This window comes from Bradyrhizobium sp. JYMT SZCCT0180 (assembly GCF_018130165.1).
GTDB lineage: Bacteria > Pseudomonadota > Alphaproteobacteria > Rhizobiales > Xanthobacteraceae > Bradyrhizobium.
The window spans coordinates 19997-46662 of record NZ_JAFCLZ010000010.1 but is presented as its reverse complement, the minus strand read 5'-3'; the positions used below and the strand labels follow the sequence as shown (position 1 = coordinate 46662).

The 26666-nt window shown below is 64.0% G+C and carries 20 protein-coding genes; 12 read left to right on the top strand and 8 right to left on the bottom strand.

Translation table 11 applies throughout. From position 1 onward, the window contains the following. The first annotated feature begins 72 nt into the window (after positions 1 to 72). Positions 73 to 3537: an indolepyruvate ferredoxin oxidoreductase family protein gene (locus JQ641_RS16280; protein ID WP_211996985.1), complete on the top strand. Its 3465-nt coding sequence runs from the start codon at positions 73 to 75 to the stop codon at positions 3535 to 3537. A gap of 198 nt (positions 3538 to 3735) precedes the next feature. Here JQ641_RS16280 and JQ641_RS16275 read toward each other — a convergent pair whose 3' ends face one another. Further along, positions 3736 to 4761, bottom strand: coding sequence for a histone deacetylase family protein (locus tag JQ641_RS16275; protein ID WP_211996984.1), 1026 nt, complete (start codon positions 4759 to 4761; stop codon positions 3736 to 3738). Positions 4762 to 4818: 57 nt separating this feature from the next. After that, positions 4819 to 5505, bottom strand: coding sequence for a GntR family transcriptional regulator (locus tag JQ641_RS16270; protein ID WP_211996983.1), 687 nt, complete (start codon positions 5503 to 5505; stop codon positions 4819 to 4821). 153 nt (positions 5506 to 5658) lie between these two features. On the opposite strand from JQ641_RS16270, the gene JQ641_RS16265 reads away from it, so the two are divergent. The 8 genes from JQ641_RS16265 to JQ641_RS16230 all read left to right on the top strand — a co-directional run bounded on the left by JQ641_RS16265 (position 5659) and on the right by JQ641_RS16230 (position 14910). Continuing rightward, complete coding sequence (locus JQ641_RS16265; RefSeq protein ID WP_211996982.1) at positions 5659 to 6432, top strand: class II aldolase/adducin family protein; 774 nt, start codon at positions 5659 to 5661, stop codon at positions 6430 to 6432. Positions 6433 to 6489: 57 nt separating this feature from the next. Further along, positions 6490 to 8055, top strand: coding sequence for an ABC transporter substrate-binding protein (locus JQ641_RS16260; RefSeq protein WP_211996981.1), 1566 nt, complete (start codon positions 6490 to 6492; stop codon positions 8053 to 8055). Positions 8056 to 8142: 87 nt separating this feature from the next. Continuing rightward, positions 8143 to 9114: an ABC transporter permease gene (locus JQ641_RS16255; RefSeq protein WP_211996979.1), complete on the top strand. Its 972-nt coding sequence runs from the start codon at positions 8143 to 8145 to the stop codon at positions 9112 to 9114. Continuing rightward, a complete protein-coding gene (locus JQ641_RS16250) occupies positions 9111 to 9950 on the top strand; it encodes an ABC transporter permease (RefSeq protein WP_211996977.1) in 840 nt (279 codons plus the stop codon). The genes JQ641_RS16255 and JQ641_RS16250 overlap by 4 nt, the downstream gene beginning before the upstream one ends. Positions 9951 to 9952: 2 nt before the next feature. After that, entirely contained in the window at positions 9953 to 11569 is a 1617-nt protein-coding gene (locus JQ641_RS16245) for an ABC transporter ATP-binding protein (protein ID WP_211996975.1), read from the top strand. Between the two features lie 2 nt (positions 11570 to 11571). Continuing rightward, positions 11572 to 12507, top strand: a complete 936-nt coding sequence (locus JQ641_RS16240) for a 2-hydroxyacid dehydrogenase (protein WP_211996973.1) — start codon at positions 11572 to 11574, stop codon at positions 12505 to 12507. Positions 12508 to 12552: 45 nt separating this feature from the next. Beyond that, complete coding sequence (locus JQ641_RS16235) at positions 12553 to 13617, top strand: phosphotransferase (RefSeq protein ID WP_211996971.1); 1065 nt, start codon at positions 12553 to 12555, stop codon at positions 13615 to 13617. A gap of 3 nt (positions 13618 to 13620) precedes the next feature. Continuing rightward, positions 13621 to 14910 carry an aspartate aminotransferase family protein gene (locus tag JQ641_RS16230; protein ID WP_211996969.1) on the top strand — a complete coding sequence of 430 codons (1290 nt, stop codon included), beginning with the start codon at positions 13621 to 13623 and terminating at the stop codon, positions 14908 to 14910. A gap of 2 nt (positions 14911 to 14912) precedes the next feature. On the opposite strand, the gene JQ641_RS16225 is transcribed toward JQ641_RS16230, so the two are convergent. Then, entirely contained in the window at positions 14913 to 16490 is a 1578-nt protein-coding gene (locus JQ641_RS16225) for a gamma-glutamyltransferase family protein (protein WP_211996966.1), read from the bottom strand. Positions 16491 to 16502: 12 nt separating this feature from the next. Then, positions 16503 to 17750 (bottom strand): aminotransferase class III-fold pyridoxal phosphate-dependent enzyme, encoded by a 1248-nt coding sequence (locus tag JQ641_RS16220; RefSeq protein ID WP_211996964.1) that lies wholly within the window; start codon positions 17748 to 17750, stop codon positions 16503 to 16505. Between the two features lie 240 nt (positions 17751 to 17990). On the opposite strand from JQ641_RS16220, the gene JQ641_RS16215 reads away from it, so the two are divergent. Further along, entirely contained in the window at positions 17991 to 20300 is a 2310-nt protein-coding gene (locus tag JQ641_RS16215) for a penicillin acylase family protein (protein WP_349628570.1), read from the top strand. Between the two features lie 124 nt (positions 20301 to 20424). On the opposite strand, the gene JQ641_RS16210 is transcribed toward JQ641_RS16215, so the two are convergent. From JQ641_RS16210 to JQ641_RS16200, 3 genes are all read right to left on the bottom strand, one after another. Further along, positions 20425 to 20883 (bottom strand): RidA family protein, encoded by a 459-nt coding sequence (locus tag JQ641_RS16210; RefSeq protein ID WP_211996962.1) that lies wholly within the window; start codon positions 20881 to 20883, stop codon positions 20425 to 20427. Between the two features lie 88 nt (positions 20884 to 20971). Then, positions 20972 to 22633, bottom strand: a complete 1662-nt coding sequence (locus JQ641_RS16205; protein ID WP_211997140.1) for a benzoate-CoA ligase family protein — start codon at positions 22631 to 22633, stop codon at positions 20972 to 20974. Between the two features lie 166 nt (positions 22634 to 22799). After that, positions 22800 to 23294 (bottom strand): MarR family winged helix-turn-helix transcriptional regulator, encoded by a 495-nt coding sequence (locus JQ641_RS16200; protein WP_211996961.1) that lies wholly within the window; start codon positions 23292 to 23294, stop codon positions 22800 to 22802. A 217-nt stretch (positions 23295 to 23511) separates the two neighbouring features. Between JQ641_RS16200 and JQ641_RS16195 the strand changes: the two genes are divergently transcribed. Next, positions 23512 to 24687 carry an ABC transporter substrate-binding protein gene (locus tag JQ641_RS16195; protein ID WP_192734382.1) on the top strand — a complete coding sequence of 392 codons (1176 nt, stop codon included), beginning with the start codon at positions 23512 to 23514 and terminating at the stop codon, positions 24685 to 24687. A gap of 47 nt (positions 24688 to 24734) precedes the next feature. Beyond that, complete coding sequence (locus tag JQ641_RS16190; RefSeq protein WP_211996960.1) at positions 24735 to 25190, top strand: cupin domain-containing protein; 456 nt, start codon at positions 24735 to 24737, stop codon at positions 25188 to 25190. Positions 25191 to 25349: 159 nt separating this feature from the next. Here JQ641_RS16190 and JQ641_RS16185 read toward each other — a convergent pair whose 3' ends face one another. Next, on the bottom strand, positions 25350 to 26594 hold the full coding sequence (locus JQ641_RS16185; protein WP_211996959.1) for a flavin-dependent oxidoreductase: 1245 nt from the start codon (positions 26592 to 26594) through the stop codon (positions 25350 to 25352). Positions 26595 to 26666: the final 72 nt, after the last annotated feature.

Here is a 26666-nt window from a genome sequence, read left to right as displayed (position 1 = left end):
CGAACAATTAGAACAGCTCTTCCACCCGATCGGGTCGACACTTTCACCGACCTGATACGGCGGGAGGCCGACATGACCCAGACCCTGACGACAGGCAGAGACCTCGACGATTACGCGTTGATGGACCGATACACGCGCCGGAGCGGGCGTGTGCTGCTGACGGGCACGCAGGCGCTGGTGCGCATCCTGCTCGACCAGCGCGACCGCGATGCTGCCGACGGCATCAACTCGGCCGGATTCGTCTCCGGTTATCGCGGCTCGCCGCTCGGCGGCGTCGATCTGGAACTCTGGCGCGCCGAAAAACTCCTGAGCGAACGGCGCATCGAATTCCTGCCCGCCGTCAACGAAGACCTCGCCGCCACCGCCGTGCTGGGATCGCAGCAGGTCGAAACCAACCCGGCGCGCGAAGTCGATGGCGTGTTCGGCCTCTGGTACGGCAAGGGCCCCGGCGTCGACCGATCCGGCGACGCCTTGAAGCACGGCAACGCCTACGGCTCCTCACCGCATGGCGGCGTGCTGGTCGTTGCCGGCGACGACCATGGCTGCGTGTCCTCCTCGATGCCGCACCAGTCGGACGTCGCCTTCATGGCGTGGTTCATGCCGACGCTTAGCCCGTCAAGCGTGGCCGAGTATCTTTCCTTCGGCGAGTATGGCTACGCGCTGAGCCGCTTTTCCGGCATGTGGGTCGGATTCAAGGCAATCTCCGAAACCGTCGAGTCCTGCGCCTCGGTCGAGCTGCCGCCGCGCCGCCTGTTCAACCCGCCGGCATTCGAACCACCCGCCGGCGGCCTGCACTACCGCTGGCCGGACCTTCCGGGGCCGCAGATCGAGCAGCGGCTGGAAGCCAAGAAGAACGCGGTGCTGGCCTTTGCCGCCGCCAATCCGATCGATCGCAGGATCTACGACATCCCCGACGCCACCTACGGCATCGTCACGACGGGCAAGGCTCATCTTGACCTGATGGAGGCGCTGCAACTGCTGGGTCTCACCGAATCCGAATGCCGGCGGCTTGGCATCGACATCTACAAGGTCGGGATGGTGTGGCCGCTGGCGCATCACGACGCGCTGGAATTCGTCCGGGAGAAACGCGAGATCCTCGTGATCGAGGAAAAGCGCGGCATCATCGAAAGCCAGTTCAAGGAATATTTTTACGACTATCCCGGCCACAAGCCCGAACACATGGCCGGCAAGAGCGATGAAAACAATGACCCGCTGGTGCCCTGGGTCGGCGAGTTGTCGCCGCGGCTGCTGGCGCCGATCGTCGCCAGGCGGCTTGACCTGATTTTCCCCGGCCTCGACCTCACGGCGCGCGCCGAAAAACTGCTCCGCCCGAGCGCGGAGATCATCAACATATCAGGCGCAACGCGCACGCCCTATTTCTGCTCGGGCTGTCCGCACAACACGTCGACGAAGGTGCCTGCGGGATCGCAGGCGCTGGCCGGCATCGGCTGCCATTTCATGGCGAGCTGGATGGACCGCGATACGAGCTCGCTGATCCAGATGGGCGGCGAAGGCGTCAACTGGATCGCCTCCTCGCGCTTCACCGGCGGCAAGCACGTGTTCCAGAACCTCGGCGAAGGCACCTACTATCATTCCGGATCGATGGCGATCCGCCAGGCCGTGGCCGCCAAGGCCAACATCACCTACAAGATCCTGTTCAACGATGCGGTCGCGATGACGGGCGGGCAGCCCGTCGACGGGCCGATCAGCGTGACCGCCATCGCCCACGAAGTTCGTGCCAACGGCGTGGCGCGGATTGCGATCGTGTCCGACGCGCCCGACAAATTGCACGCGAGCGATTTTCCCAACGGCGTAACGATCCATCCCCGCGCGCATCTGGACGCCGTGCAGCGCGAACTGCGACAGATCGCCGGCGTATCCGTCCTGATCTATGAACAGGAATGCGCCACCGAGCGGCGGCGCAAGCGCAAGCGCGGCCAGGCGCCTGAGCTGAAGAAATTCGCCGTCATCAACGATCTCGTCTGCGAAGGCTGCGGCGATTGTTCCGTCGAGTCCAACTGTCTCAGCGTGGAGCCAAAGGAGACGCCGTTCGGCCGCAAGCGCCAGATCAATCTCTCGACCTGCAACCAGGATTTTTCCTGCGTCAACGGCTTTTGCCCGAGCTTTGTCACCGTTGAAGGCGCGACCCGGCGCAAGAAGCAAGGCGCCGGCATCGACGCGCTAGCCCGCACGACGGCGCTGCCCGAGCCAAACTTCGTTTCACTTGAAAAGCCATTCAACCTGCTGGTGACCGGCGTCGGCGGCACCGGCGTCATCACCGTCGGCGCATTGATCACGATGGCGGCGCATCTGGAGGGCAAGGGCGCGTCGGTACTGGATTTTACCGGCTTCGCGCAGAAATTCGGCCCCGTGCTGAGTTTCATCCGGCTCTCGAATAGCCCTGACGATATCCATCAAGTCCGGATCGACCAGGGAGCGGCGAACGCGCTGATCGGATGCGACATCGTGGTGAGCTCCTCGCCCAAGGCTTCCGGCACTTACGGACCGGGCATGCGGGCGATCGTCAACACGGCCGAGATGCCGACCGGAGACATCGTGCGCAATCGCGATGCCAGCCTAGAGGCGGCGGCGAGGCTTCGGCACCTCGAACGCGTCGTTGGATCGGACAATTTCAGGAGTCTTGACGCGAACCGGCTATCCGACGCGCTGTTCGGCGACACGGTCTTTGCCAATGTGATCATGCTCGGAGCGGCGTGGCAGCAAGGATTGGTGCCGGTCACGCTGCAAGCGCTGATGCGCGCGATCGAGTTGAATGGCGTTGCGATCGAACAGAACAAGCAAGCTTTTGCCAGCGGGCGCCTCGCCGCAGCGGATCGTGATTTCGTGACGTCGCTATTTGGGCAGGCCAGAAAGGAAGAGACGCTGGACCAGGTCATCTCCCGCCGTGCCGACTTCCTCACCGCCTATCAGGATGCGGCCTATGCCGATCGTTACCTCAAATTCGTCGGTCAAGTCCGCGCCGCCGAGGAAGGCCAAGTAGCCGGCTCGCAGGCGCTAACGACCGCCGTCGCGCGGTCCCTCTTCAAGCTGATGGCCTACAAGGACGAGTACGAGGTGGCGCGGCTGCATATGGAAACCGGGTTTCAGGACAAGCTGCGGCAGGAGTTCGAGGGCGACTTCGCGATCAAGTATCATCTGGCGCCGCCGGTGCTGTCGTCCGGAAAGGACGCCCGTGGCCGGCCGCTCAAGCGTCAGTTCGGGCAATGGATACAGACGCCATTCCGGATTCTGGCGCGGCTCAAATTCCTGCGCGGCACCACGCTGGACGTGTTCGGCTATACGCACGAGCGCCAGATGGAGCGCAGCCTGATCGACTGGTACGAGAGGCTCGTGATCGATCTGACGCCGTGGATTTCACATGACACCATCGAACGCCTGGCCAAGATCGCCGCCGCACCGATGGACATTCGCGGCTATGGCCCCGTGAAGATGGAAGCGGTGGCGAAAGTACAAAAGGAGACGGAGGATTTACTCCGTCTCCTGAAGTCGTCGGCGCCCGAGAGCCGTGCGGCCTGAACTAAAGCTTGATCGCGGCCTCTCCGTCTCCCCTCCCTCCGCGCGCGCAGCGCGTGGTGGGGTCCGAGGCGAGCGAAGCTCGCTCTCGAGGGGTCGGGGTGGGGGGTGGTGCGGCAAACTCACGAGCATCGGGACTCGCTGAAGCACCCCCCACCCCCGACCCCTCCCCACCGCTTCGCGGAGGGAGGGGAGCAGAGTCTAGCGGGCTTCTTCGAAGCCGGCGAGAACGGATGTCAGGTTGGCACCGAGAATGTCGGAGAGATATCCGCCCTCCTGGACGAAGACGGTCGGGAGCCCGAGCCGCGCGATGGCGGCGCCGATGCGCCGGAATCCGGCGGTGGTCACGGCGAGCCCTGCGAGCGGATCGTGCTCCGACGCATCGAGGCCGAGCGCGACCACCAATGCTCCAGGTGCAAAGGCGTCGATGGCTTTCTTTGCAACGCCAAGCGACGCCATGTAGCCGTCATCGCCCGTGCCGATCGGCAGGGGAATATTGAGGTTGGTGCCGAGACCTGGACCCGCGCCGCGCTCATGCGCATAACCCCAGACGTACGGATAATACGACGTGGGATCGGCATGGATCGAAACCGTAAACACGTCTGACTGTTCGTAGAAAATGCCCTGCGTACCGTTGCCGTGATGGACATCGACATCGAGGATGACAACACGTTCATGGCGCTGGCGCAGATGCGCAGCTGCAATCGCGCTGTTGTTGAAGAAGCAGAAGCCGCCCGCCATATCGCGGTAGGCGTGATGCCCGGGCGGACGGCACAGCGCATAGGTCGCGTCCTCGCCGTCCATGACGAGCTGAGCCGCCGTCGTCGCCACATCCGTTGCCGCGCAGGCGGCCGCAAAAGTACCCGGGCCGATCGGGGCTGCGGTATCGGCCGTATGCCAGCCGAGCCGGCCGACGATATGGGTCGGATAGGTCGCAGCATGGCGCACCGGATGGATGTTGGCGATCATTTCCGGACCGGCATTGCCGAGTGCGGACCAGGCCTCCCAGGCCTCGGCGAGAAAGCCGAGATATTCCGGACTGTGAATCCTTGCACGTGGGCCCTGCCCAAACACGGTGGGCGCAACCAGTTCGTGCTTGCCGGCCTTCAATCCTGCGAGCAGCCGGTCGGCGCGTTCGGGCTGCTCGGTGGTGCGCTGGACGACGCCACGTACCAGAAAGAATTGCGGATCGTGGCTGCGGTGCAGTTCGGTGTAGACGGCCTTCACGCGGATACTCCTGTTTCCTGTCAATAAAATCTGGCGCGCACCAGCGTGCGCCGCCGGCTAAGCGGGAATCTCCCGCACGAGTTTTCCGACTTCGCGCCACGCATGACCGATGTGATAGTCGATATGCGCCACGATACGTTCGGGATGGCCTTGTTCGATGGCCGCTAACACGGGTTCGTGTGTCCGGGCGATTTCATGCGGATCGTCGTACAGCCGGCCGATCAGGCCGATCACCATGCGCATTTCCGACGCGAGATCGTCGAACAACCGCAACAGCCGCCGGTTCGCCGCGATCTCGCAGATCAGGCGGTGAAAGCGGTAGTCCTCCTCGACCTGCCTTGCGGGATCTTCGAGATCGGCGGTCTGGTGCAGCACGTCGATCTGCCGCCGCAGCATGTCGCGCGTCTCCGGCGTCAGGTTGCGCGCAGCGAGCACGGCCGCGTGCCGCTCGACGCACAGCCGCAAGTCATAGATGTCGTCGATATCGTCGGCGGCGAATTTGCGCACGAAGAAGCCGCGGCGCGGACTGGCCACCAGCAGTCCCTGCTGTTCCAGCAGCCGCGCGGCCTCGCGCACCGGCGCCCGGCTCACGCCAAGCTCCCTCGCGATCCCCGCTTCCACGACTTTGGAACCCGGCGCCAGCCGGCCTTCGACCACCGCCTGGGTCAAAAGGCGGGCGACTTGGCCGACCAGATCGGTCTCGGTGAGGGCGGGCAATCCAACCGGCGGGGACAATGTGCGCATCAAAATGGGTCCATTTTGGCCGATTCTTACCCGATTTTGGCAGGTTTTACTACTTGTACATAATTTAAGCGTCGATTGTCGACAGTTTAGTCTTGTCATGAGCCTAGTTGCGATGCAACCCTTAGACCTGTTCAAAAAGGGTGCATTCCAATAATGACAGCGCACGTACCGCCCCCGTCCATCAAGGACGGAACCCGGCAAGCCCGAATCGATCTCGCCGCCGCCTACCGCCTGATTCACCGGCTCGGCCTCGACGACAGCATCTACACCCATATCTCGGCCCGGCTGCCGGGCGCCCATGACCGTTTTCTGATCAACCCGTACGGCCTGCGGTTTGAAGAAGTCACCGCGTCCAATCTGGTCACCGTCGATATCGACGGCAACGTCATCGACGACCCGATGAACCTCGGCATCAACCCGGCCGGCTTCACCATTCACAGCGCCGTGCACGCGGCGCGCACCGATGCTGCCTGCGTGCTGCACACCCACACCGTCGCCGGCGTCGCGGTGTCCTGCCAGAAGCAGGGACTGCTGCCGCTCAATCAATGGTCGATGCAGTTCACCGACCGCCTCGCCTATCACGACTATGAGGGCATCGCGCTCGATCTGGATGAGCGCGAGCGTCTGGTCGCCGACCTCGGCGACAAGTTCGTCATGGTTTTGCGCAACCACGGCATGCTCACCTGCGGCCGCTCGGTCTCCGAAGCCTTCAAGCTGATGCACAATCTGGAGCGCTCGTGCCGCGCCCAGCTCGCGGTTCAGGGCGCTGGCGCCGAGATCGTGCCGCTCTCCGCATCCGTCGCCCGCAAGACCGCGGGCCAATACGCGACCTTCTACGACAGCATCGAACTCAACGGTGTTCCCGACATCGAATGGGTTGCCTTCAAGCGGATGCTGGAACGGTCAGATCCGGATTTCATGAACTAGCCCCCCACTCACACTTCAACGCAACCGCGCCGCTCAGGCGATCAAGAGAGATATGTCATGCTGAAGCAATTTGTTATGGGTCTTGCGGTGGCAGGCGCCCTTTCAAGCACAGCCTTTACCAGCACAGCGTTTGCCCAAGAGCCGAAGGCCGGCGGCGTCGTCAACGCCGTGATCCAGCCCGAACCGCCGGGCCTGATGATGGGCATCGTGCAGAACGGCCCGACGCAGATGGTGTCCGGTAATATTTACGAAGGCTTGCTGCGCTACAGCCCGAAGCTGGAGCCGCTGCCTGGTCTCGCCGAGAGCTGGACCGTGAGCGAAGACGGCAAGGTCTACGCCTTCAAGCTCAGGAAGGGCGTCACCTGGCATGACGGCAAGCCGTTCACGTCGGCCGACGTGGCGTTCTCGATCGAATTCCTCAAGCAAACCCACGCCCGCGCGCGCGGCAATCTGGCTCAGCTCGACAAGGTGGAAACGCCAGACGATTCCACCGTCGTGTTCACGCTGAAGCAGCCGTTCGGGCCGTTCCTCGGCATCTTCGAAGTCGGCTCGATGCCGATGATTCCGAAGCACATCTATGAAGGAACCGACTTCAAGACCAACCCGGCCAACAATACGCCCGTGGGTACCGGCCCCTTCATGTTCAAGGAATGGCAGAAGGGCTCGTTCATCCGGCTGGTCAAGAACCCGAACTACTACATCAAGGGCAAGCCGAACCTCGACGAAATCTACTGGCACGTCATCCCCGACGCCGCGGCGCGATCGGTGGCGTTCGAGACCGGCAAGGTCGACGTTCTGCCGGGCGGTTCGGTCGAGAATTTCGACGTTCCGCGCCTGAGCAAACTCAAAAACGTGTGCGTCACCGGCGCTGGCTGGGAATTCTTCAGCCCGCATTCGTGGCTGTGGCTCAACAATCGCTCCGGGCCGACGGCCAACAAGAAATTCCGTCAGGCCGTGATGTTCGCGATCGACCGCAATTTTGCAAAGGACGTGATCTGGAACGGCCTCGGCAAGGTCGCGACCGGTCCGTCCGGCTCCTCGATCAAGTACTACACCGACGCGGTGTCGAAATACGATTTCAACCCGGCGAAGGCGAAGACGCTTCTGAAGGAGGCCGGCTACAATGGCGAGAAAGTTCGCCTGCTGCCGCTGCCCTATGGCGAAACCTGGCAGCGCTGGGCCGAGGCGGTGAAGCAGAATCTGCAGGACGTCGGCATCAATATCGAAATGGTGGCGACCGATGTCCCCGGCTGGAATCAGAAAACCGCCGACTGGGACTACGATATCGCCTTCACCTATCTGTACCAGTACGGCGACCCCGCGCTCGGCGTCGGCCGCAACTACGTCTCGAGCCAGATAACGAAGGGCTCGCCGTTCAACAACGTCGAGGGCTATTCGAATCCGGAGATCGATCAGCTGTTCGCGGACGGCGCCGTCGCCTTCCCGGATTCCAAGCGCCAGGAGATCTACACCAAGGCGCAGAAGATCCTGACCGACGACGTGCCGGTGGCATGGCTGCTCGAGCTGCAGTTCCCCACCATCACCCGCTGCAACGTCAAGAACCTCGTCACGACTGCGATCGGCGTCAATGACGGTTTTCGCGATGCGTGGATCGAAAAGTAACGCCTGACATCGGACCGCGGCGGCGCCTCCCGCGCTTCGCCGCGGTCTGACACTTCAACACCAAGCTTCGAACCGGAAATCCACACGATGCTCGCATTCATTGCCCAACGAATTGGCAAGGCCGTCATCGTCCTCTTGGCAATCGTCGTCCTCAACTTTTTCCTGATCCGGCTGGCGCCTGGCGATCCGGCGCTGGTGATGGCCGGTGAAGCCGGCGCCGGCGACCAGATTTTTCTCGCCCAACTCCGCGAAAAATTCGGCCTCGACCAGCCCCTGCCGGTGCAACTGTATCTTTATGTCAAGGGCATCGTCAGTCTCGATCTCGGCTTTTCGTTCCGCCAGCAAATGCCGGTTTCAAAACTGATCCTCGACCGGCTTCCCGCCACCCTGCTGCTGACCGGCACCGCGTTTGCGATCTCGCTCGCCTTCGGCGTCCTGTTCGGAACGCTGGCGGCACGCCGCGCGGGCAGCTGGACCGACACCCTTATCACGGTGCTGGCGCTGATCTTCTACGCCACGCCGCTGTTCTGGGTCGCGCTAATGGCGATCCTGCTGTTCTCGGTCACGATGGATTGGCTGCCGAGCTTTGGCTACGAAACCGTCGGCGCCAATTACACTGGCCTCGCCCACGTGCTGGATGTCGGCGCGCATCTGATCATGCCGGCGACCACGATCGGCCTGTTCTTCATGGCCACCTACGCCCGCATGACCCGCGCCTCGATGCTCGAGGTCAAGCGGCTCGACTTCGTCAAGACCGCGCGCGCCAAGGGTTTGCGCGATGCGGTGATCCAGCGCCGCCACGTGCTGCGAAACGCGCTGCTGCCGGTGGTGACACTGGCCGGATTGCAGGCAGGCACGCTGGTCGGCGGCGCCGTGCTGACCGAAACCGTGTTCGCCTGGCCCGGTATCGGCCGCCTGATGTACGAGGCGCTGCTGCAGCGCGATTACAACCTTTTGCTCGGCGTCTTCGTCGTTTGCTCGGCGATGGTGCTGGCCTTCAACCTGATCACCGACCTGATTTATCGCTCGGTCGATCCCCGCATCGAGTTTGCCGCATGAGACAGTTCTGGAGATTGATGCTCCGCAATCCCGGCGGGCTGATCGGGCTCGTGATCCTGACCATCGCGATCGCGGTCGCGGTGTTCGGGCCCCTGCTGTTTCCGACCTCGCCGTGGCGCATGGTGCAGCGGCCGTTCCTGCCGCCGTTCACGCTGGCCGGCCTGCCGCTCGGCACCGACGCGCTCGGTCGCGACGTGATGGCGGGCATCATCTACGGCGCCCGCGTGTCCCTGCTGGTCGGGCTCGTCTCGACGCTGGCTGCGCTCGCGGTCGGCATTCCCGTGGGCGCCGCGGCCGGCTATTTCGGCGGCCGGATCGGTGACGCCCTGATGCGCTTCACCGAATTCTTCCAGACCGTTCCGAGCTTTGCGCTGGCGATCGTGCTGGTCGCCGTGCTGCAGCCGTCGATCGTCTCGATCGTGATTGCGATCGCCATCGTCAGCTGGCCGCCGGTGGCGCGCCTCGTCCGCGGCGAAGTGCTGTCGCTCCGCACCCGCGAGTATGTCCAGGCCGCGATCGTGACCGGGCAGACCAACAGCTGGATCATCTGGCGCGAGATCCTGCCCAACGCCCTCTCCCCCGTCATCGTGCTGGCGTCGCTGATGGTCGCCACCGCGATCCTGCTCGAATCCTCGCTGTCGTTTCTCGGCCTTGGCGACCCCAATCTGATGTCGTGGGGCTACATGGTCGGCGCCGGCCGCACCGTTATTCGTCAGGCCTGGTGGATCACGGTGTTTCCCGGCGTCGCCATCCTGATCTCGGTGCTGGCGCTGAACCTGATCGGCGAAGGCCTCAACGATGCGCTCAACCCGCGTCTCAACAAGGACGGACGCTGAGCATGTCTGACGCCGCCGTAGTTATCAAGGACCTCAAACTGGCCCTGCCGCCCGGCAGCGACCGCGCTTACGCCGTGGACGGCGTTTCGTTCGAACTCACCGCCGGCAAGATCCTTTGCGTCGTCGGCGAATCCGGCTCCGGAAAATCGATGTGCGCGCATGCCCTGATGGGTCTGCTGCCCGACACCGTGATCGCAGAGGCCGGCGAAATCACCTTTGGCGGCCAAAACCTGCTGACCCTCGACGCAGATGGCTGGCTGGGCTTGCGCGGCCGCCGCGTTGCGATGGTGTTCCAGGAGCCGATGACGGCGCTCAACCCCTTGATGCGGATCGGCGACCAGATCGCCGAGATGTTCGAGGCGCACGGCCTGCTGACGCCGAAAGAACGGAAGCAAAAGGCCCTCGGCCTGCTGCGCGAAGTCGGCCTACCCGACCCCGAACGCAGCGTGCGCGCCTATCCGCACCAGCTCTCGGGCGGCCAGCGGCAGCGCGCGATGATCGCGATGGCGCTGGCGCTCGAACCGGCGGTACTGGTAGCCGACGAGCCGACGACCGCGCTCGACGTCACCACACAGGCGCAAATCCTGAAACTGATCCGCGACCTGCAGCGCAGCCGCAACATGGCCGTGATGTTCATCACCCATGATTTCGGCGTCGTCACCGATATCGCCGATCGCGTCGTCGTGCTCCAGCACGGCAAGGTGGTCGAACAGGGCGCAGCCGACGACGTGCTGCAGCGTCCGCAGCATCCCTATACCCGCGCGCTGCTCGCCGCCGTACCGAAACTGCAGCCGCCGGTGCGCGCTTCCCGACTCGATCGGCCGAAGGTGGTCGAGGTGATCGGTATCGAGAAAACCTATGTCAGCGGCGGCGGCTGGTTTCAGCCGACCCGCAGCGTCCAGGCCGCCAAGGAAGTGAGCTTTGACATTTTTCAGGGCGAGACGCTTGGCCTGGTCGGCGAATCCGGGTCCGGCAAATCTTCCATCGCGCGCCTGATCATGCGGCTGATCGAGCCGGATGGCGGCACCGTGCGGCTTGGTGAAACCGACCTGACGCGCATCAATGGCAAGGCGTTGCGCGAACAGCGCAAGCGCATCCAGATGGTGTTTCAGGATCCGTTCGCTTCGCTCAATCCGCGCCGCAAGGTCGGCAACATCATCACCGATGGCCCGATCGCGCACGGCGCCGACCCTGCGGCCGCGCGAGCGCGCGCCCACGATCTGCTGGGTCTGGTAGGCCTCAATGCCAGCGCGATGGAACGTTTCCCGCACGAATTCTCCGGCGGCCAGCGGCAGAGGATCGGGATCGCGCGGGCGCTGGCGCTCGATCCGGAAATCCTGGTCGCGGATGAGGCCGTCTCCGCGCTCGACGTCTCGGTGCAGGCGCAGGTTCTGAACCTGCTCGAAGACCTCAAGACTCGCCTTGGGCTGTCGATGCTGTTCATCACCCATGATTTGCGGGTAGCAGCGCAGATCTGCGACCGCATTGCGGTGATGCAGCGCGGATCGATCGTCGAACTGAGATCAGCCGCAGCGCTGTTCTCCTCCCCCGAGCACCCCTACACGCGAGAGCTGCTTGCCGCGGTGCCCGGCCAGATTTCGTCCTCCAAGGCGGCGTGAAGATGCGTTGTGCGCTCGTCAGCAGCAGCCTCGATATCAGAGGCTACCTCGGTACAGAATTCGCCCGCATCGCCGACCGCATCGAAATCGTCGATCATCGCCGCAACGGGTCCGACGCGGACATCAGCCTTGCGATCGCGTGGCACCCGCCGGCCGACGCCTTCGAGCGTTACCCGAACCTGAAGGCCGTCTGTTCGATCGGCGCAGGCGTCGACAATATCGTCGCCTGCCCGAGCCTGCGGCCGGATATCGACGTCGTTCGCATCGTCGACCCCCTGCAGGCGCAGACGATGTCAGGCTTTGTCATCTGGCATGTGATCTCGCATCAGCGGCGTTTTGCAACTTATCTGGCCCAGCAGCGAGACAGAATCTGGAAGCGCCTCCCGCAGCGTGCCGCGCAGGACGTGCCGGTCGGCATCCTCGGTTACGGCGAAATCGGCCAGCGCGTTGCCGCCGACCTTGCGCAGCTCGGTTTCCCCGTCATGGCGTGGAGCCGGACGGCGAAGCCGACGCCCGCCTCCGTCCGGGGATTCCACGGCCCCGCTGGCCTCGCCGCCATGCTGGGTGAAAGCGAGGTGCTGGTGAACCTGCTGCCCTTGACGCAGGAGACCCAGGGCATTCTCAACGCGGAACTGTTCGCCCGCATGCGCCGCGGCGGCTATCTCATCCAGGTCGGACGCGGCGAACATCTGGTCGAAGCGGACCTGCTGGCCGCGCTGGAGAGCGGTCAGCTCGACGGCGCCGCGCTCGACGTGTTCGCGGCCGAACCGCTGGCGCCGGCGCACCCGTTCTGGCATCATCCCAAAATCGTCGTGACGCCACACGACGCCTGCGAAGTCCGGGTCGAGGCCGTTGCGACCACGGTCGTCGCAACCGCCGACGCGATACAAACCGGCCGACGGCCGCCGAACGCCATCGACCGCCAACGCGGCTATTGACCGGTCGTAACGCCCCCAAGGGATCACGGCCTAAAGGACACTGCGGTGCCAGACTCCTCTCCCGCGATTGACGCGGCACATCCGATCGATGGCCTGCGCGCCGCATCAAGCATTCCGGAGACGCTTGCCAGGGAACTGGCGGCCGAACATTACGGCCTGTCCGTCACGGTGCGTCGCCTCGACAGCGAGCGCGATCAGAATTTCCGGCTGCGGACGCCTGACGGACGCGAATATGTGCTGAAGATCGCGAACCCCACGGAGGATCGCGCGGTCACGAATCTGCAGACCGAAGCCCTGGTTCAGCTAGCCGCCGCCGACCCCGGCCTGCCGGTGCCGCGCATCTTCCCGGCGTTGAATGGCGCAACGGAACTCGAGATCGGCTTCGACGACGGTTCGACGCGGGTCGTGCGTCTCTTGTCGTTTCTGGCCGGAACGCCCTTCCACACCGTCGAGAGTTCGGCGGCGCTGCGGCGCGACCTCGGCCAGTGCGCCGCGCGGATGGCGCGGGGACTTCGCGACTTCCGGCATCCCGGCGCCAACCACAAGCTGCTGTGGGACCTTCAGCACGCCGCCGAATTGCGTCCATTGATCGACGCCGTCCCGGCCGACCGACGCACCCTCGTCGAGCGCACCCTCGACCGGTTCGAGACGCACGTCCTTCCCGTGCTGCCCGGCCTGCCCAAACAGCCGCTTCACAACGATCTCAACCCGCACAACATCGTCGTCGATTCCGCCAACAGCGAGCGCATCGCGGGGATCATCGACTTTGGCGACATGACATCGACCGCCCGGGTCGTCGACCTTGCCGTGACCGCGGCGTACCAGGTCGTCGATGGCGACGATCCGCTCGCGCCTGCCTGCGATATGATCGCGGCTTACCATGCGGTCACGCCGCTCGAGCCCATCGAATTCGAGATCTTGTTCGATCTGATCGCGACGCGCATGGTCATGACCATCGTGATCAGCAGCTGGCGGGCCATCCGTTATCCCGGGAATCGGGATTATATTCTGCGCAACAATCCAGCGGCCTGGGGCAGATTGCAGCGAATCGCTGGTATTCCCCGGGCCCAGGCCCGGCAGCAGATTCAGTCTGCCTGCAATTCGGAGTAACCGATGTCCACCAACCATGAGACCGCTTCGGCTAACGACCTGATCGCGCGGCGCAAGCGCCTGCTCGGGCCGGCCTACCGTCTGTTCTACGAACAACCGGTGCAGTTCGTCCGCGGCGAAGGCGTGTGGCTCTACGATCCCGCAGGGAATGCGTATCTGGACGCCTACAACAACGTGGCGTCGGTCGGCCACTCGCATCCCCACGTCGTGCAGGCGATCGCGCGGCAGGCCGCGGTGCTGAACACGCACACGCGCTATCTGCACGAGACCGTGCTCGATTACGCCGAAAAACTCCTCGCCACCTTCCCGGCCGAGATCAGCCAGATCATGTTCACCTGCACCGGCAGCGAGGCCAACGACCTCGCGCTGCGCGTGGCCCGCACCTGCACCGGCGGCACCGGCTTCATCGTGACGGAAACCGCCTACCACGGCGTCACCAGCGCGCTGGCCGAATTGTCGCCTTCGCTCGGGCTGCCGCTGGCGAAGGACAGCCACGCCCGGCTGGTGCCTGCGCCGCGCTCCGCCGGCGACGACACCGGTGAGACCTTTGCGCGCCACGTTCGCGGCGCGCTCGACGATATGAAGAAAAACGGCATTCGCCCCGCCGGACTGTTGGTCGATACCATCTTCTCCAGCGACGGCGTGTTCGCCGACCCTGCGGGCTTCCTGCGCCCCGCGGTCGAAGCGGTGCGTGCGGCCGGCGGCATTTTCATTGCGGACGAGGTGCAGCCAGGTTTCGGCCGCACCGGCGAGCAGATGTGGGGTTTTGCCCGCCACGGTCTCATTCCCGATCTGGTCACGATGGGCAAGCCGATGGGCAATGGCCATCCAGTCGCGGGCATGGCGGCGCGTCCGGAAGTGCTGGCCGAATTCGGCGCGCGCTCACGCTACTTCAACACTTTTGGCGGCAATCCCGTCTCGGCGGCGGCCGGAATAGCCGTGCTCGAAGTGATCGAGTCCGAAGGCTTGCTTGCGAATGCAAAGCGCGTCGGCGGCTATCTGCGTGAACAGTTTCGGCAGCTGCAGGCGCGCCATCCATTGATATCAGAGGTGCGCGGCGCCGGATTGTTCTTCGGCGTGGAGCTGCGGCATGGCGGACCGGCCGGGACGCCGGCCGCCAGCGAAACCGCCGCCATCGTCAACATGCTGCGCGAGCGGCGCGTGCTGATCAGCGCGGCGGGACCGCAAGCCAATGTCCTCAAGATACGGCCGCAGCTGGTGTTCACCACCGAGCACGTCGACATACTGATCGAACGGCTCGATCAATCCTTGCAGGCGCTCGACAAAGCCTGACGCTAGAACCCCGCGGCGCTGCCATCCTTGCGGCAGTCGGAGCCGGCGATCAGCGAACCGGTTGCCCGGTCGCGCCAGATGATCTGCCCGCTGCCGAGCGGAACGATCGGCCGGCTGATCTTGTGCCCACGCTTCTGCAACTCGGCCTCGATGACCGGCGAGATGCTCTGTTCGAGATCCAGTACGTCGTCGTGGCCAAAACTGCGGGGCACATCGAGCGCTTCCTGCACGTCAAGGCCGCGGTCGATGATCCCGGTCAATAGTTCGACGTGCCCCATCGACTGGTAATGCCCGCCCATCACGCCGAACGGCGCCACCGCCTCGCCGTCCCGCATCAGCATGCCCGGAATGATCGTGTTCATCGGCCGCTTGCGCGGAGCGACGCAATTGGGATGCCCCTGTTCGGTGTTGAACGTGAAACCGCGGTTGTTGAGCATCACGCCGCTTCCCGGCGCCAGGATGCCGCTGCCGAACGCCTCGAACAGCGAATTGATCAGCGACAGCGAATTGCCGTCGCGGTCGACCACGCAGAGATAGATGGTGTCCTTGTGCGGCCGCGCCGGAAACAGCACCGGCGGCTTTGCCCTGTTCGGATCGATATGGCGGCTCGCCTGGTCCCGCCATTCCGCCGACAGCAAATATTCGACGGGCACCTCGACCTGCGTCGGATCGCCGAACAGCGCGTCACGGTGCAGGTAGACCTGCTTGCTGGCCTCGGCAAAGATGTGGATGCGGTCGACATCGGACATGTTGCCGATGTCGTAGCCCGAGAGCACGTTGAACATCATCAAGGCCGCAAGTCCCTGCCCGTTCGGCGGACATTCATAGACCTGATAGCCGCGATAGTCCGTCGACACCGGCGTGACGTATTCCGACTGCGCGCTGGCAAAATCGTCGAGCGTATGCAGACCGCCGATCGAGCGCAGTTTTTTCACGATGTCTTCGGCCACCGCGCCCTGGTAGAAACCAGCCACTCCCTTTTCCGCAACCAGCCGCAACGTCGCCGCAAGCTGCGGATTACGCATGCGGCTGCCTGCGACCGGCGCCTTGCCGTCGACCAGGAAGGATTTCGCGGTGTCGGGATCCCTTGCCGCGATGCCGGCGTTGCGCGCCCAGTCCCAGGCGACGCGGGACTGCACGATGTAGCCTTCTTCGGCGAGCTTGATCGCCGGCTGGAGGATTTCACCGAGGCTGCGCGTGCCGTGGTCTTTCACCAGTTGCGCCCAGGCACCGATCGCGCCGGGCACCATCACCGCATGCGGCGAATGCTGGGTGATCGAGATTTTGCGTTCGCGATACCATGCGGCCTCCGCCGCCGCCGGCGAGCGGCCGGAGCCGTTGAGCGCAATCGGCGTCGCACGTCCCTTCGGGGCATAGAGCGCAAAACAATCGCCGCCGACGCCTGTCATCATCGGATCGACCACGCATTGCACGGCGACCGCCGCGATCCCGGCGTCAATAGCATTGCCGCCGGAGCGAAGCATTTCCAACGCCACCAAGGTCGACATCGGGTGTGACGTAGCGGCGGCCGCCTGCGCGGCATAGACCGGCGAGCGGCCGGGGAAGAAGAAATTACGCAATTGAAGGACTCCTCAGGTGAGTGCGCGGACGGCTTTAAAGCCGAGCGAGGCCGCTTCCAGCGCCGCATCGATATCAGCGGCCTGGTGGGCTGCGGACAGGAACATGTTGTGCACGGGATGGAAGAATGCGCCGTGACGCAGGGCCGCTGAACAGAACGCGCGGCCCTTCTTCACATCCGGATCGGCGTCGAACAGCATCAGCGGCATCTGCGGCGGACCGCTCTGGCGGATCGCGATGCCGTGCTGATTTGCCAGTGACGCCAGCCCCTCGCGCAGCCGTAAGCCCATGGCACGGATATGCCCGGGGACATCGGTTTCCCGCGCGATCCGCAGCGTCGTCCGTGCCGCCGCCATCGCCACGGTGCCGCACCAGAATGATCCCGTCACGAACACCTTTGTTGCCGCCTCGCGGAATTTGTCATTGCCGGTCACGGCCGCCAGCGCGTAGCCGTTGGCGATGGCCTTGCTCCAGGCGGCAAGATCCGGCCGCACGCCGTGCGCCTCCCAGCTTCCCCTGATATCGAGCCGCAGCCCGGTGCGCACCTCGTCGAGGATGAGCGCGGCGCCGGTGGTGTCGCACGCGGCACGTGCAGCGGCGGCGAATTCGCGCGTCGGCAATTCGAGATCGCGGGCGATATCGTGACGGAAGCCGGTGACCAGGATCGCGGCAAGATCCTTTCCCGCCGCATCAACCGCCGCCTGCAGGCTCGCGACGTCGTTATATTCGAAGTGCAGCAGGTGCGCGCGGTCTTCGCTGGTGACGCCGGCCACGCTCGGCGAACACCATGGCAGCGCACCGTGATAGCTGCCTTTGGCGACCAGGACCTTGCGCCGACCAGTGCCGGCCCGCGCGATGGTCACGCAGGCCGTGGTCGCGTCACCGCCGTTCTTCTGGAACATCGCCCAATCCGCATGCGGCACCATCGCGACGAAATCTTCGGCCAGATCCACCATGACCTCGCCGGGGCCGTTCAGACAATCGCCCAGGGCAGCCTGCGCTTCGGCCGCCGCCTGCACTTCGGGGTGGCGATGGCCGAGCAGCACCGGCCCCCAGCTGCACATGAAGTCGATATATTCGCGCCCATCGACGTCGCGTACCCGGCATCCCTCGGCGGAGGCGAAGAACTGCGGATAACCTTCCGGCAGCCGCGCGGCGTTGAGATGTCCCCACATGCCGCCGGGCACCACGCGCTGGGCTCGCGCCCGCAACATCGCATCCGCGCTCTGTGTTTCGCTCAATACCGCTGCCGGCTTGTTCATGGCGTCCTCTTGGTGTGCGCTTGTTGTTTTTTCTCGCGTGCCGCAGCCGTGGTGCCTCCCCGCTTCGATGAAGGGGGAGGCTCCATCCCGCCATCAAAGCATCGGACGCGAATAACGGCAAGGTGCCGACGAAAATGCGAACCCGTTCCGGCGCGGCTATCAGGCATGGCTTTGCATGCGCGCATGCGTATGATGCGTCCGTCGCAAGAACAACAAATCAGAAAAGCTCGGGAGCGCCCTGTGACCGCAACCTCCAACCGGATCAACCCGGCCGATCACCTGCCGGACTATGTCAGCCCGGCGCAGGTGAAGGGACTGCTCGGCCATGTCGACATCTGGCGCGATGCGTGGGGCATCCCGCATGTCCGCGGCGGCACCCTCCAGGATGCATTCGCCGGGCTCGGGTTCGCACAGGCGCAGGACCGGCTCTGGCAGATGGAGGCGCTGCTGCGGCGTGGCACCGGCCGCTATGCCGAATGGCTTGGCGCCCGCGCGGTCGCTGGCGATACAATTGCCCGGCAGATGAATGGCGACGCCGCTTCGCGCCGCGACTACGCCCTGCTCGGCGACGAGGCCAAGGCGATGCTGGTGGCGTACGCGCGCGGCGTCAACGCGTTCATCGCGCTGCGCCGATGGCCGGTCGAATACAAGATACTCGGCTGCGAACCTGCCGCCTGGGAGCCCTGGCATTCCGTCGCTGTGATGCGGCAGATCGGATTCCTGATGGGATCGGTGTGGTGGAAGCTTTGGCGCGCCGCGGCGCTGCCGATCGTCGGCGCCGACAACATCGCAAAACTGCGTTTCGATGATGGCGGCAGCGATCTGCTGTGCGTGCCGCCGGGCGTGGAAGGTAAGCGGCTGGCGGCTGCTCTGGCCGATCTCAAGCCCGGCATCTCAGCCCTGCTGGCGACCGCGCAGGAGCAGATGGGCGCGGAGCTCGACGGCGGCAGCAACAATTGGGCGATCTCGGCCGAGCGCACCGCGACCGGCCGGGCGATTGTCGCCGGCGATCCGCATCGCGTATTGGAAATGCCGAACATGTACGCACAGGCGCATCTCGCCTGCGACGAGTTCGACGTCATCGGCCTCACCGTCCCCGGCGTGCCCGGCTTCCCGCATTTCGGGCACACGGCCCATGTCGCCTGGTGCGTGACGCATGCCTTTGTCGACATCCACGATCTCTATATCGAGCAATTCGACGCCGACGCCCGCCACTATCGCTTCAAGGGAGAGATGCTGCCGGCGACGCATCGCCCCGAGACCCTCAAGGTGCGCAACGGCAAGGACGTGACGATCGACGTGGTCGAGACCCAACATGGGCCCGTCATCGCGGGCGATCCCATGAAGGGCACAGCGCTGGCGCTCAAATCCGTGCAGTTCGCGGTGCCCGACGCCTCATTCGATTGCATGGTGCGGATGCTGCGCGCCAAATCGGTCGAGCAACTATACGAAGCGACGCGCGGCTTTGCGCTGTTGGACCATAATGTCGTTGCCGGCGACACGTCAGGCAAAATCGGCCACCGCGTGCGCGCCTTGGTGCCGAAGCGGCCGCGCTCCAATGGCTGGCTGCCGGTGCCGGGCTGGACCGGCGAACACGAATGGGACGGCACGGTGCCGTTCGAAGAGATGCCGCACACGATTGCGCCCGATAAAGGAATGATCGTGACCGCCAATAATCGCGTGGTGGAGCCCGAGCGCGAACCATATCTCTCGACCGATCCGATGCCGCCGCACCGCACCCGCCGCATCTGGCTGCGGCTCAAGGAATTGAAGCGGCCCTCGCCCGAGCAGATGCCGGCGATTCACCGCGACCTCCTGAGCATTCCCGCCATCGAAATCCGTGAACGCCTACGCGCGATCGGGCTGCCGGCGCAGACGAAGCAATTGTGCGACTTGATCCTCGGCTGGGATGGCGAGATGCGCGGCGACTCGGTCGCGGCCGCGGCCTACTCCGCCGTCCGGCTGGAATTGACAAAGCTCGCGCTGCGCCGATCGGGCCTCGACAAGACCACCGACAGCGATTTCACCAGGGTGGCCCCGGGCCTGTTTCCGGAAGTCCAGTTCTGGTGGACGCTGCCGCAACTGCTACGCAGCAATGACGAGAGCCTGTTGAAAGGCGCGACCTGGAATGAGTTGCTGCGCGAGGCTGTGGTCACGGTGTCGAAGAATGCGCCGACCGCCGATTGGGGCACGCTGCATACGCCAAAGCTCAAGCACCCGCTCTCGGTCGCTTTCCCCGATTATGCCGGCCAGCTCGACAAGGATTGCGCCAAGATATCCGGCGACAATGATTGCGTATTCATGGCGGGATATTCGATGAAGCTCGGCTTCCAGGCCACTTCGTCCGCGCTGTCCCGCTACGTCTTCGACGTCGGCGCCTGGAACAACTGCCGGTGGATCGTCTTCCATGGCGCGTCGGGCCATCCGGCCAGTCCGCATTACGCAAACCAGAACGCGACATGGGCGAAAGGCGAAATGGTGCCGATGCTCTACGATTGGGAGGCGATCAAGCGCGGGGCGAGTTCACACCAGACGCTCAGCAGGATTTGAGCGACCTGACTTAAGAACTTCGTCATGCCCGGCCTTGTGCCGGGCATCCACGTCTTTGGTCGCGTTACGCAAGAAAGACGTGGATGGCCGGGTCAAGCCCGGCCATGACGGAGTATGAGGGAAGTTACCGCGGCACCACGGCCGTCGCCTCGATCTCGACCCGTGCGGCCTTCTCGACAAGCCGTACCACCTGAACCAGCGCCATCGCCGGGTAATGCGCGCCAAATGTTTCGCGATAGACTTTTCCGAGCGCTTTCAGGTTCGCCAGATATTCCTCGATGTCGACGACATACCAGGTCAGGCGCACCAGGTGTTCGGGCTTCGCGCCTCCCTCCGCCAGGATCGCCAGTATGTTCTCCAGCGTCTGGCGCACCTGTGCGATGAAGCCATCGGCCAGTACGTTGCTGGCGTCCCAGCCGATCACACCACCGGTCACGATCAGGCGTCCGTCGGCCGCCATGCCGTTGGCGTATCCCTTCGGCATCGGCCAGCCACTCGGCTGCAGGACCTGCAGTCCCGAAGCCGGCCCCTCGCCCTTTGTCACCGGCAACACCGCCAGCGTGGGCCCTTTTGACGTGCTCACAGAAATCTCTCCATCACTTCCAAATTGTTGTTTGACGCGTTTTCTTTACGCGAACCGGTATCCACTTCGCTCGAAAACGCTATGCGCTTCACTCCGCGGCCATGCCCGCCGAGGCCGGATTGGCCTGCGCCATCTGCCGGAGCGCGAATCGCTGTAATTTTCCAGTCCCGGTCTTGGGCAATTGCGCGACGAACTCGATCGCGCGCGGATATTTGTACGGCGCGATCTCGCGCTTGACGTGCTCCTGCAACGCCGTCACCAGCGCCATATCGGGATCGAAGCCGGAGGCGACCACGATGTAGGCCTTGACGATCATGCCGCGTGCCTCGTCGGGCGCGCCGACGACACCACACTCTGCGACCGCCGGATGCGTTAGCAGTGCCGCCTCGATCTCGGGACCGGCGATGTTGTAGCCGGAGGAGACAATCATGTCGTCTGACCGCGCCACGAAAGACAGTCGCCCTGTTTCGTCGCGCACGAAGGAATCGCCAGTCAGGTTCCAGCCGTCACGCACGTAATTCGATTGCCTGCTATCCGCGAGATAACGGCATCCGGTCGGGCCGCGGACCGCAAGCTTGCCGACCGTGCCTGCCGGCAACTCCTTCATGTCATCGTCAACGATCCTGGCCTCGTAACCGGAGACCGGGAGCCCGGTCGTTCCCGCGACGGCTTCTCCAATCCGGTTGGTGATGAAGATGTGCAGCAACTCGGTGCTGCCGATGCCGTCGAGAATCGGTTTTCCGGTCTTGCGGGTCCAGCTGTCGAACACCGGCGCAGGCAAGGTCTCGCCGGCCGACACCGCCAGCCGCAACGACGACAGATCCGCGCCCTTGTCCATGGCGGCCATCATCGCCCGATACGCGGTCGGCGACGTAAAGCAGATCGTGGCCTTGTAGGTCTCGATGATCTTGACCATCTCGGGCGGTGAAGCGTTTTCCAGCAAGGTCGCTGTCGCGCCGAACCGCAACGGAAAGATCGCAAGACCGCCGAGGCCGAACGTAAACGCCAGCGGGGGCGAACCAACGAACACATCGTCTTCGGTGACGTTGAGAACTTCCCGCGCATAGCCATCGGCCACAACAAGGAGATCGCGATGGAAATGCATCGTCGCCTTTGGCTCGCCCGTGGTGCCCGAGGTAAATCCCAGCAGCGCGACGTCATCCCGGCCGGTCTTGACGGCATCGAAGCGGACCGGCTTGTTCAGCGCCACCCGGTCGAGCTCGGCGTCATGGTTCGACGTGCCGTCGAAATTCACCACCTGCTTGAGAAACTTGCTGGTCTTGGCGCAGGCCACCAGCTCGTCGGCGATGCGGCTGTCGGTCAGCGCCAGCGCGATCTCGGCCTTGTCGACGATTTTTGTCAACTCGCCGGCGCGCAGCATCGGCATGGTGTTGACGACGACGGCGCCGGCCTTTGTGGCCGCGAGCCACGCCGCCACCAAAGCCGGGTTGTTGCCGGAGCGGATCAGCACGCGGTGGCCGGGCTTGACGCCGTAATTCTCCACCAGCGCATGCGCCAGGCGGTTCGACCAATCGGCGAGTTCCTTGTAGGTCCGCTGGCGCCCGTTGCCGATCAGCGCGGTGCGGTCACCAAAACCTTTCTCGACGATCCGGTCGGTCAATTCGACCGCGGCGTTGAGATATTCGGGGTATTGAAATTCCGGCCGGTCGAGAACCAGTTCCGGCCATTGGTCCGGCGGCGGCAGGTTTCGCCGCGCGAAATCATCGACGTGGCCTGATGGGCCTAAAATCCTACCTGACATTTTCCATCGCCCTCGCGTTGGGGTGAAAGGCTTGAGACCGTCCGGCAGCGCTCACCAATCATTTTATACTTAAAGTAATTTGGCGCAAGGCCCCAGATCCAGGCCATCTCAATCTTTTTTGAAAGCCGGCGCGCCGCCAGTTCCCGACTGCGCCTTACGCCGTGCGCGCCTTTGCCGATTTCTGCGCGGAGGCCTTGGTCTTGGCCAGCAGGCGCATCAATTCGCGGATATCCTTCGGCGTCAGATCCCCGAAGATGTCGGCGATCCATAATTCATGCTCGGCCGCCATCTTGCGAAACTCGACACGGCCCGCCTTGGTCAGGCGGATCACCTGGACGCGGCGGTCGGCATCCGAGGTGCGTCGGTCGAGGTGACCGGATTCGACGAGGCGTTCGACCAGCCCGGTAACGTTGCCGTTCGACACCATCATCCGCTTCGAAACGTCCGATAGCGTCATGCCGTCGGGCACCTTGTCGAGCTGGGCCATCAGGTCGAAGCGCGGCAGCGTCACATCGAAGCGCTCGCGCAGACGGCTGCGGACCTCGCCCTCGATCAGGGTGGTACAGGTCAGAAGGCGGAGCCACAGCCTGATTTCATCCCCGTGATCCTCGGGGAGCTCGACCGCCTTGGTCTCTGAATCAAGCATCATGACGCCATCTTGTCTGATTTGCGTGTGCGGGGGAATCCGAACCGACCACCGCTTGGCATCATTGCCCAAATTTCTTTAGGGTTCAAGCATTTGGCGCGCAGCTTGCATAGGTTCTTATTTGCGGGCTTGTTGCTTGCGGCCGAAGTCATCCTCAGAATAAGCTGGATCTGAGGATTTGGTGGGTTGGTTTCGGCTGCGGCCGAATGAAGGAGTAGTCATGATGCAGCCGTTGAAACTGGCGGGACTTGCGGTCTTGCTGAGTGTCGCCGCAGGACAAGCCGCGGCGCAGGAGAAGATCAAGATCGGCGTCATCGTGACGTTATCAGGCCCTCCGGCGGCGCTCGGCCAGCAGGTCCGCGACGGCTTTGCGCTCGCGGTCAAGGACCTCGGCGGCAAGATGGCAGGCAAGGACGTCGAACTCGTCGTGGTCGATGACGAACTCAAGCCGGACGGGGCCGTGACCAAGGTCAAGGGCCTGCTGGAACGCGAAAAGGTCGATTTCGTCGTAGGCCCGATCTTCTCCAACATCCTGCAGGCCATTCACAGGCCGGTCACAGAGAACAAGACGTTCCTGATCAGCCCGAACGCGGGTCCGTCGACCTATGCCGGCAAGGAGTGCAGCCCGTTCTTCTACGTCACCTCCTACCAGAACGATCAGGTCCATCAGGTCCTCGGCAAGGTTGCCCAGGATCGCGGCTACAAGCGCGTCTATGTGCTGGTGCCGAACTATCAGGCCGGCAAGGATTCCGCCGCCGGATTCAAGATCGACTACAAAGGCGAAATCGTCGAGGAAAGCTATCTGCCGCTGAACACCTCCGATTTCCAGGTCGAGCTGACCAAGATCTCCTCCTCGAAGCCGGACGCGCTGTTCACCTTCATGCCGGGTGGCCTCGGTGTCGGCCTCGTCAAGCAATACCGGCAGGCCGGCCTTGCCGATCGCATTCCCGTGCTGTCCGCCTTCACCGTCGATGAATCGACGCTGCCGGCGCAGCAGGACGCCGCCGTCGGCATGTTCGGCGGTTCCAATTGGGCGCCCAATCTCGACAATCCGCAGAACAAGAAATTCGTGGCCGGCTATGAGGCCGCCTACAACATCGTGCCGGGCACCTATGCCTTCCAGGCCTATGATGCGGCGATGCTGATCGACAGCGCCGTCAAGGCGGTGAAGGGCGATCTCGCCAACAAGGACGCGGTATCGGCGGCGCTGAAGAAGGCCGACTTCACCTCGCTGCGCGGCGACTTCAAGTTCAACGTCAACGGCTATCCGATCCAGAACTTCTACCTGACCAAGGTAGCGAAACGCCCGGACGGCAAGTTCCAGACCGAGATCGTCGAAAAGGTCTTTTCGAATTACGCCGACCGCTACGCCAAGGATTGCGCATCCGGCAAATAGCCGGGCGAAGAAAACGCTGGCAAGAAAATCTGGAAGGAAACAACACAATGAAAACTGAAATCGCCGGCATCACCCGCGCCAACGAAGGCATCCAGGGAGTCTCCTGGAGCATCCTTGGCCAGACCTATGTGCCGAAAAGCGTCACCGAGCATTCCTTCTCATGGCATGCGACATTCCCGCCCGACACTTTTGTGCCACCGCACATCCACCCCGATCAGGACGAATATCTCTACATCCTTGAAGGCAAGCTCGACTTCTTCCTCGACGGATCAGAGACGCAGGCCTCGCCGGGCGATCTGGTGCGGCTTCCGATGGGCAAGCCGCACGGCATCTTCAACAAGTCGGGCCGGACCTCGAAGGTGCTGTTCTGGGTCTCGCCGACGCGGCGGCTCTATGACCTGTTCTGGGGCATCCACAACATGAAAGAGCAGACGCCCGACGCTGTCGTGGCGCTGGCGGCCGAGCACAACATCCACTTCCTGCCGCCGCCTCCGGGCGCGTGACGACCCTCATGGTGAGGAGGCGCTTCTTCAGCGCCGTCTCGAACCATGATGCCACAGACGGGCCTGCATCCTTCGAGACGCGGCCAAGCGGCCGCTCCTCCAGCGACAACGGCGAAGCCGTTGCGCGGGGATGAGGATTCGACGCTGTTACGTGCGTACCTACCGCACCGCCGCCAGCGACGGCGCCGCAAAGCCCGCCTTCGACGCGTAACCGCGCACAATGGCTTCGCGCTGGCCGTAGCTCAGCACTTTCTCGATATCCGTAAAACCGTCGGGCGCGAGTTGTTCGACGGCGTCGATGACGCCCTCGGGACCGCCGCGGCGGTTCGCGCGCACGATCTCCGCCGTCATCGGCAGCCGCTTCTGTTCGTAGGCCAGCAGCGCCTGCCGCGGATGCTCGGCATGGGCCAGCGAATCCGCCAGCGCCCGCGCATCGAGGATCGCCTGCGAGGCGCCGTTGGATCCGACCGGATACATCGGATGCGCGGCGTCGCCGAGCAGCGTCACCCTGCCCCAGGTCCAGTACGGCAAGGGATCGCGATCGCAGCAGGGATACTCGTAAAATTCCGGCGTCGCCGAGATCAGGTTGCGGACATCGACATGCGGCACCGAGAACCGTGCCACATGTGGCATCAATTCCTCGCGCTTGCCCGGCCGTGACCAATCCTCGCGGCGTGGCGGCACCGAATTGGCGTCGCCGACCTTCACCAGCACCGCCCAGTTGGTCAGCCGGCTGGCGGGGCTCGATCCTTCCGCGATCGGATAGACCACGACTTTTGCATTCAATCCGCCGGCCACGATCATCGAACTGCCGGTCAGGAACATCGGCCAGTCGCGTGCGCCGCGCCACAGCATCAGCCCGTTCCAGCACGGCGGCCCCTCGTCCGGAAACAGCATTTCGCGCACGCGCGAATGGATGCCATCGGCCCCGATCAGGACATCGCCGCGTGCGGTTTTGATATGCGCGCCGGTGCGGTCGAAGAAATGCGCGATCACGCCGCCTTCGTGCTGCGCGAAGGCGCCGAGCCGGCAGCCGGTGTGGATCGCCTCCTTGCCGAGCCGTTCCTCGACGGCGCGATGGATGACGCTTTGCAGGCGGCCGCGATGAACCGAGAATTGCGGAACGTCGTGACCGGCGCCGAGGCCGCGCGGCTCGCGCCAGACTTCCTGGCCGTGACGGTTGAGGTAATACAAATCATCGGTACGAACAGCGGCCGCGTCGAGCCGGTCCAGCAGGCCAAGCCCCGCGAGTTCACGGATCGCATGCGGCAGCGTGTTGATGCCGACGCCGAGCTCGCGAATGCTGTCGGATTGCTCGAACAATTCGCAGTCGATGCCGCGGGCGCGCAGCATCAGCGCGGTGGTGAGGCCTCCGATGCCGCCTCCGACGATGATCGCCTTCATCCGCTCAAACTCCACTCAACTGTCTGCCCCTCTCCCCGCAAGAGCGGGGCGAGGGAGAAGAAAGAGCCAGCG

Coding starts and splice junctions, on each gene's coding strand:
- JQ641_RS16280 (WP_211996985.1), top strand. CDS start 73: ATGACCCAGACCCTGACGACAGGCAGAGACCTCGACGATTACGCGTTG.
- JQ641_RS16270 (WP_211996983.1), bottom strand. CDS start 5,505: ATGCGCACATTGTCCCCGCCGGTTGGATTGCCCGCCCTCACCGAGACC.
- JQ641_RS16265 (WP_211996982.1), top strand. CDS start 5,659: ATGACAGCGCACGTACCGCCCCCGTCCATCAAGGACGGAACCCGGCAA.
- JQ641_RS16260 (WP_211996981.1), top strand. CDS start 6,490: ATGCTGAAGCAATTTGTTATGGGTCTTGCGGTGGCAGGCGCCCTTTCA.
- JQ641_RS16255 (WP_211996979.1), top strand. CDS start 8,143: ATGCTCGCATTCATTGCCCAACGAATTGGCAAGGCCGTCATCGTCCTC.
- JQ641_RS16250 (WP_211996977.1), top strand. CDS start 9,111: ATGAGACAGTTCTGGAGATTGATGCTCCGCAATCCCGGCGGGCTGATC.
- JQ641_RS16245 (WP_211996975.1), top strand. CDS start 9,953: ATGTCTGACGCCGCCGTAGTTATCAAGGACCTCAAACTGGCCCTGCCG.
- JQ641_RS16240 (WP_211996973.1), top strand. CDS start 11,572: ATGCGTTGTGCGCTCGTCAGCAGCAGCCTCGATATCAGAGGCTACCTC.
- JQ641_RS16230 (WP_211996969.1), top strand. CDS start 13,621: ATGTCCACCAACCATGAGACCGCTTCGGCTAACGACCTGATCGCGCGG.
- JQ641_RS16220 (WP_211996964.1), bottom strand. CDS start 17,750: ATGAACAAGCCGGCAGCGGTATTGAGCGAAACACAGAGCGCGGATGCG.
- JQ641_RS16200 (WP_211996961.1), bottom strand. CDS start 23,294: ATGATGCTTGATTCAGAGACCAAGGCGGTCGAGCTCCCCGAGGATCAC.
- JQ641_RS16195 (WP_192734382.1), top strand. CDS start 23,512: ATGATGCAGCCGTTGAAACTGGCGGGACTTGCGGTCTTGCTGAGTGTC.
- JQ641_RS16190 (WP_211996960.1), top strand. CDS start 24,735: ATGAAAACTGAAATCGCCGGCATCACCCGCGCCAACGAAGGCATCCAG.
- JQ641_RS16185 (WP_211996959.1), bottom strand. CDS start 26,594: ATGAAGGCGATCATCGTCGGAGGCGGCATCGGAGGCCTCACCACCGCG.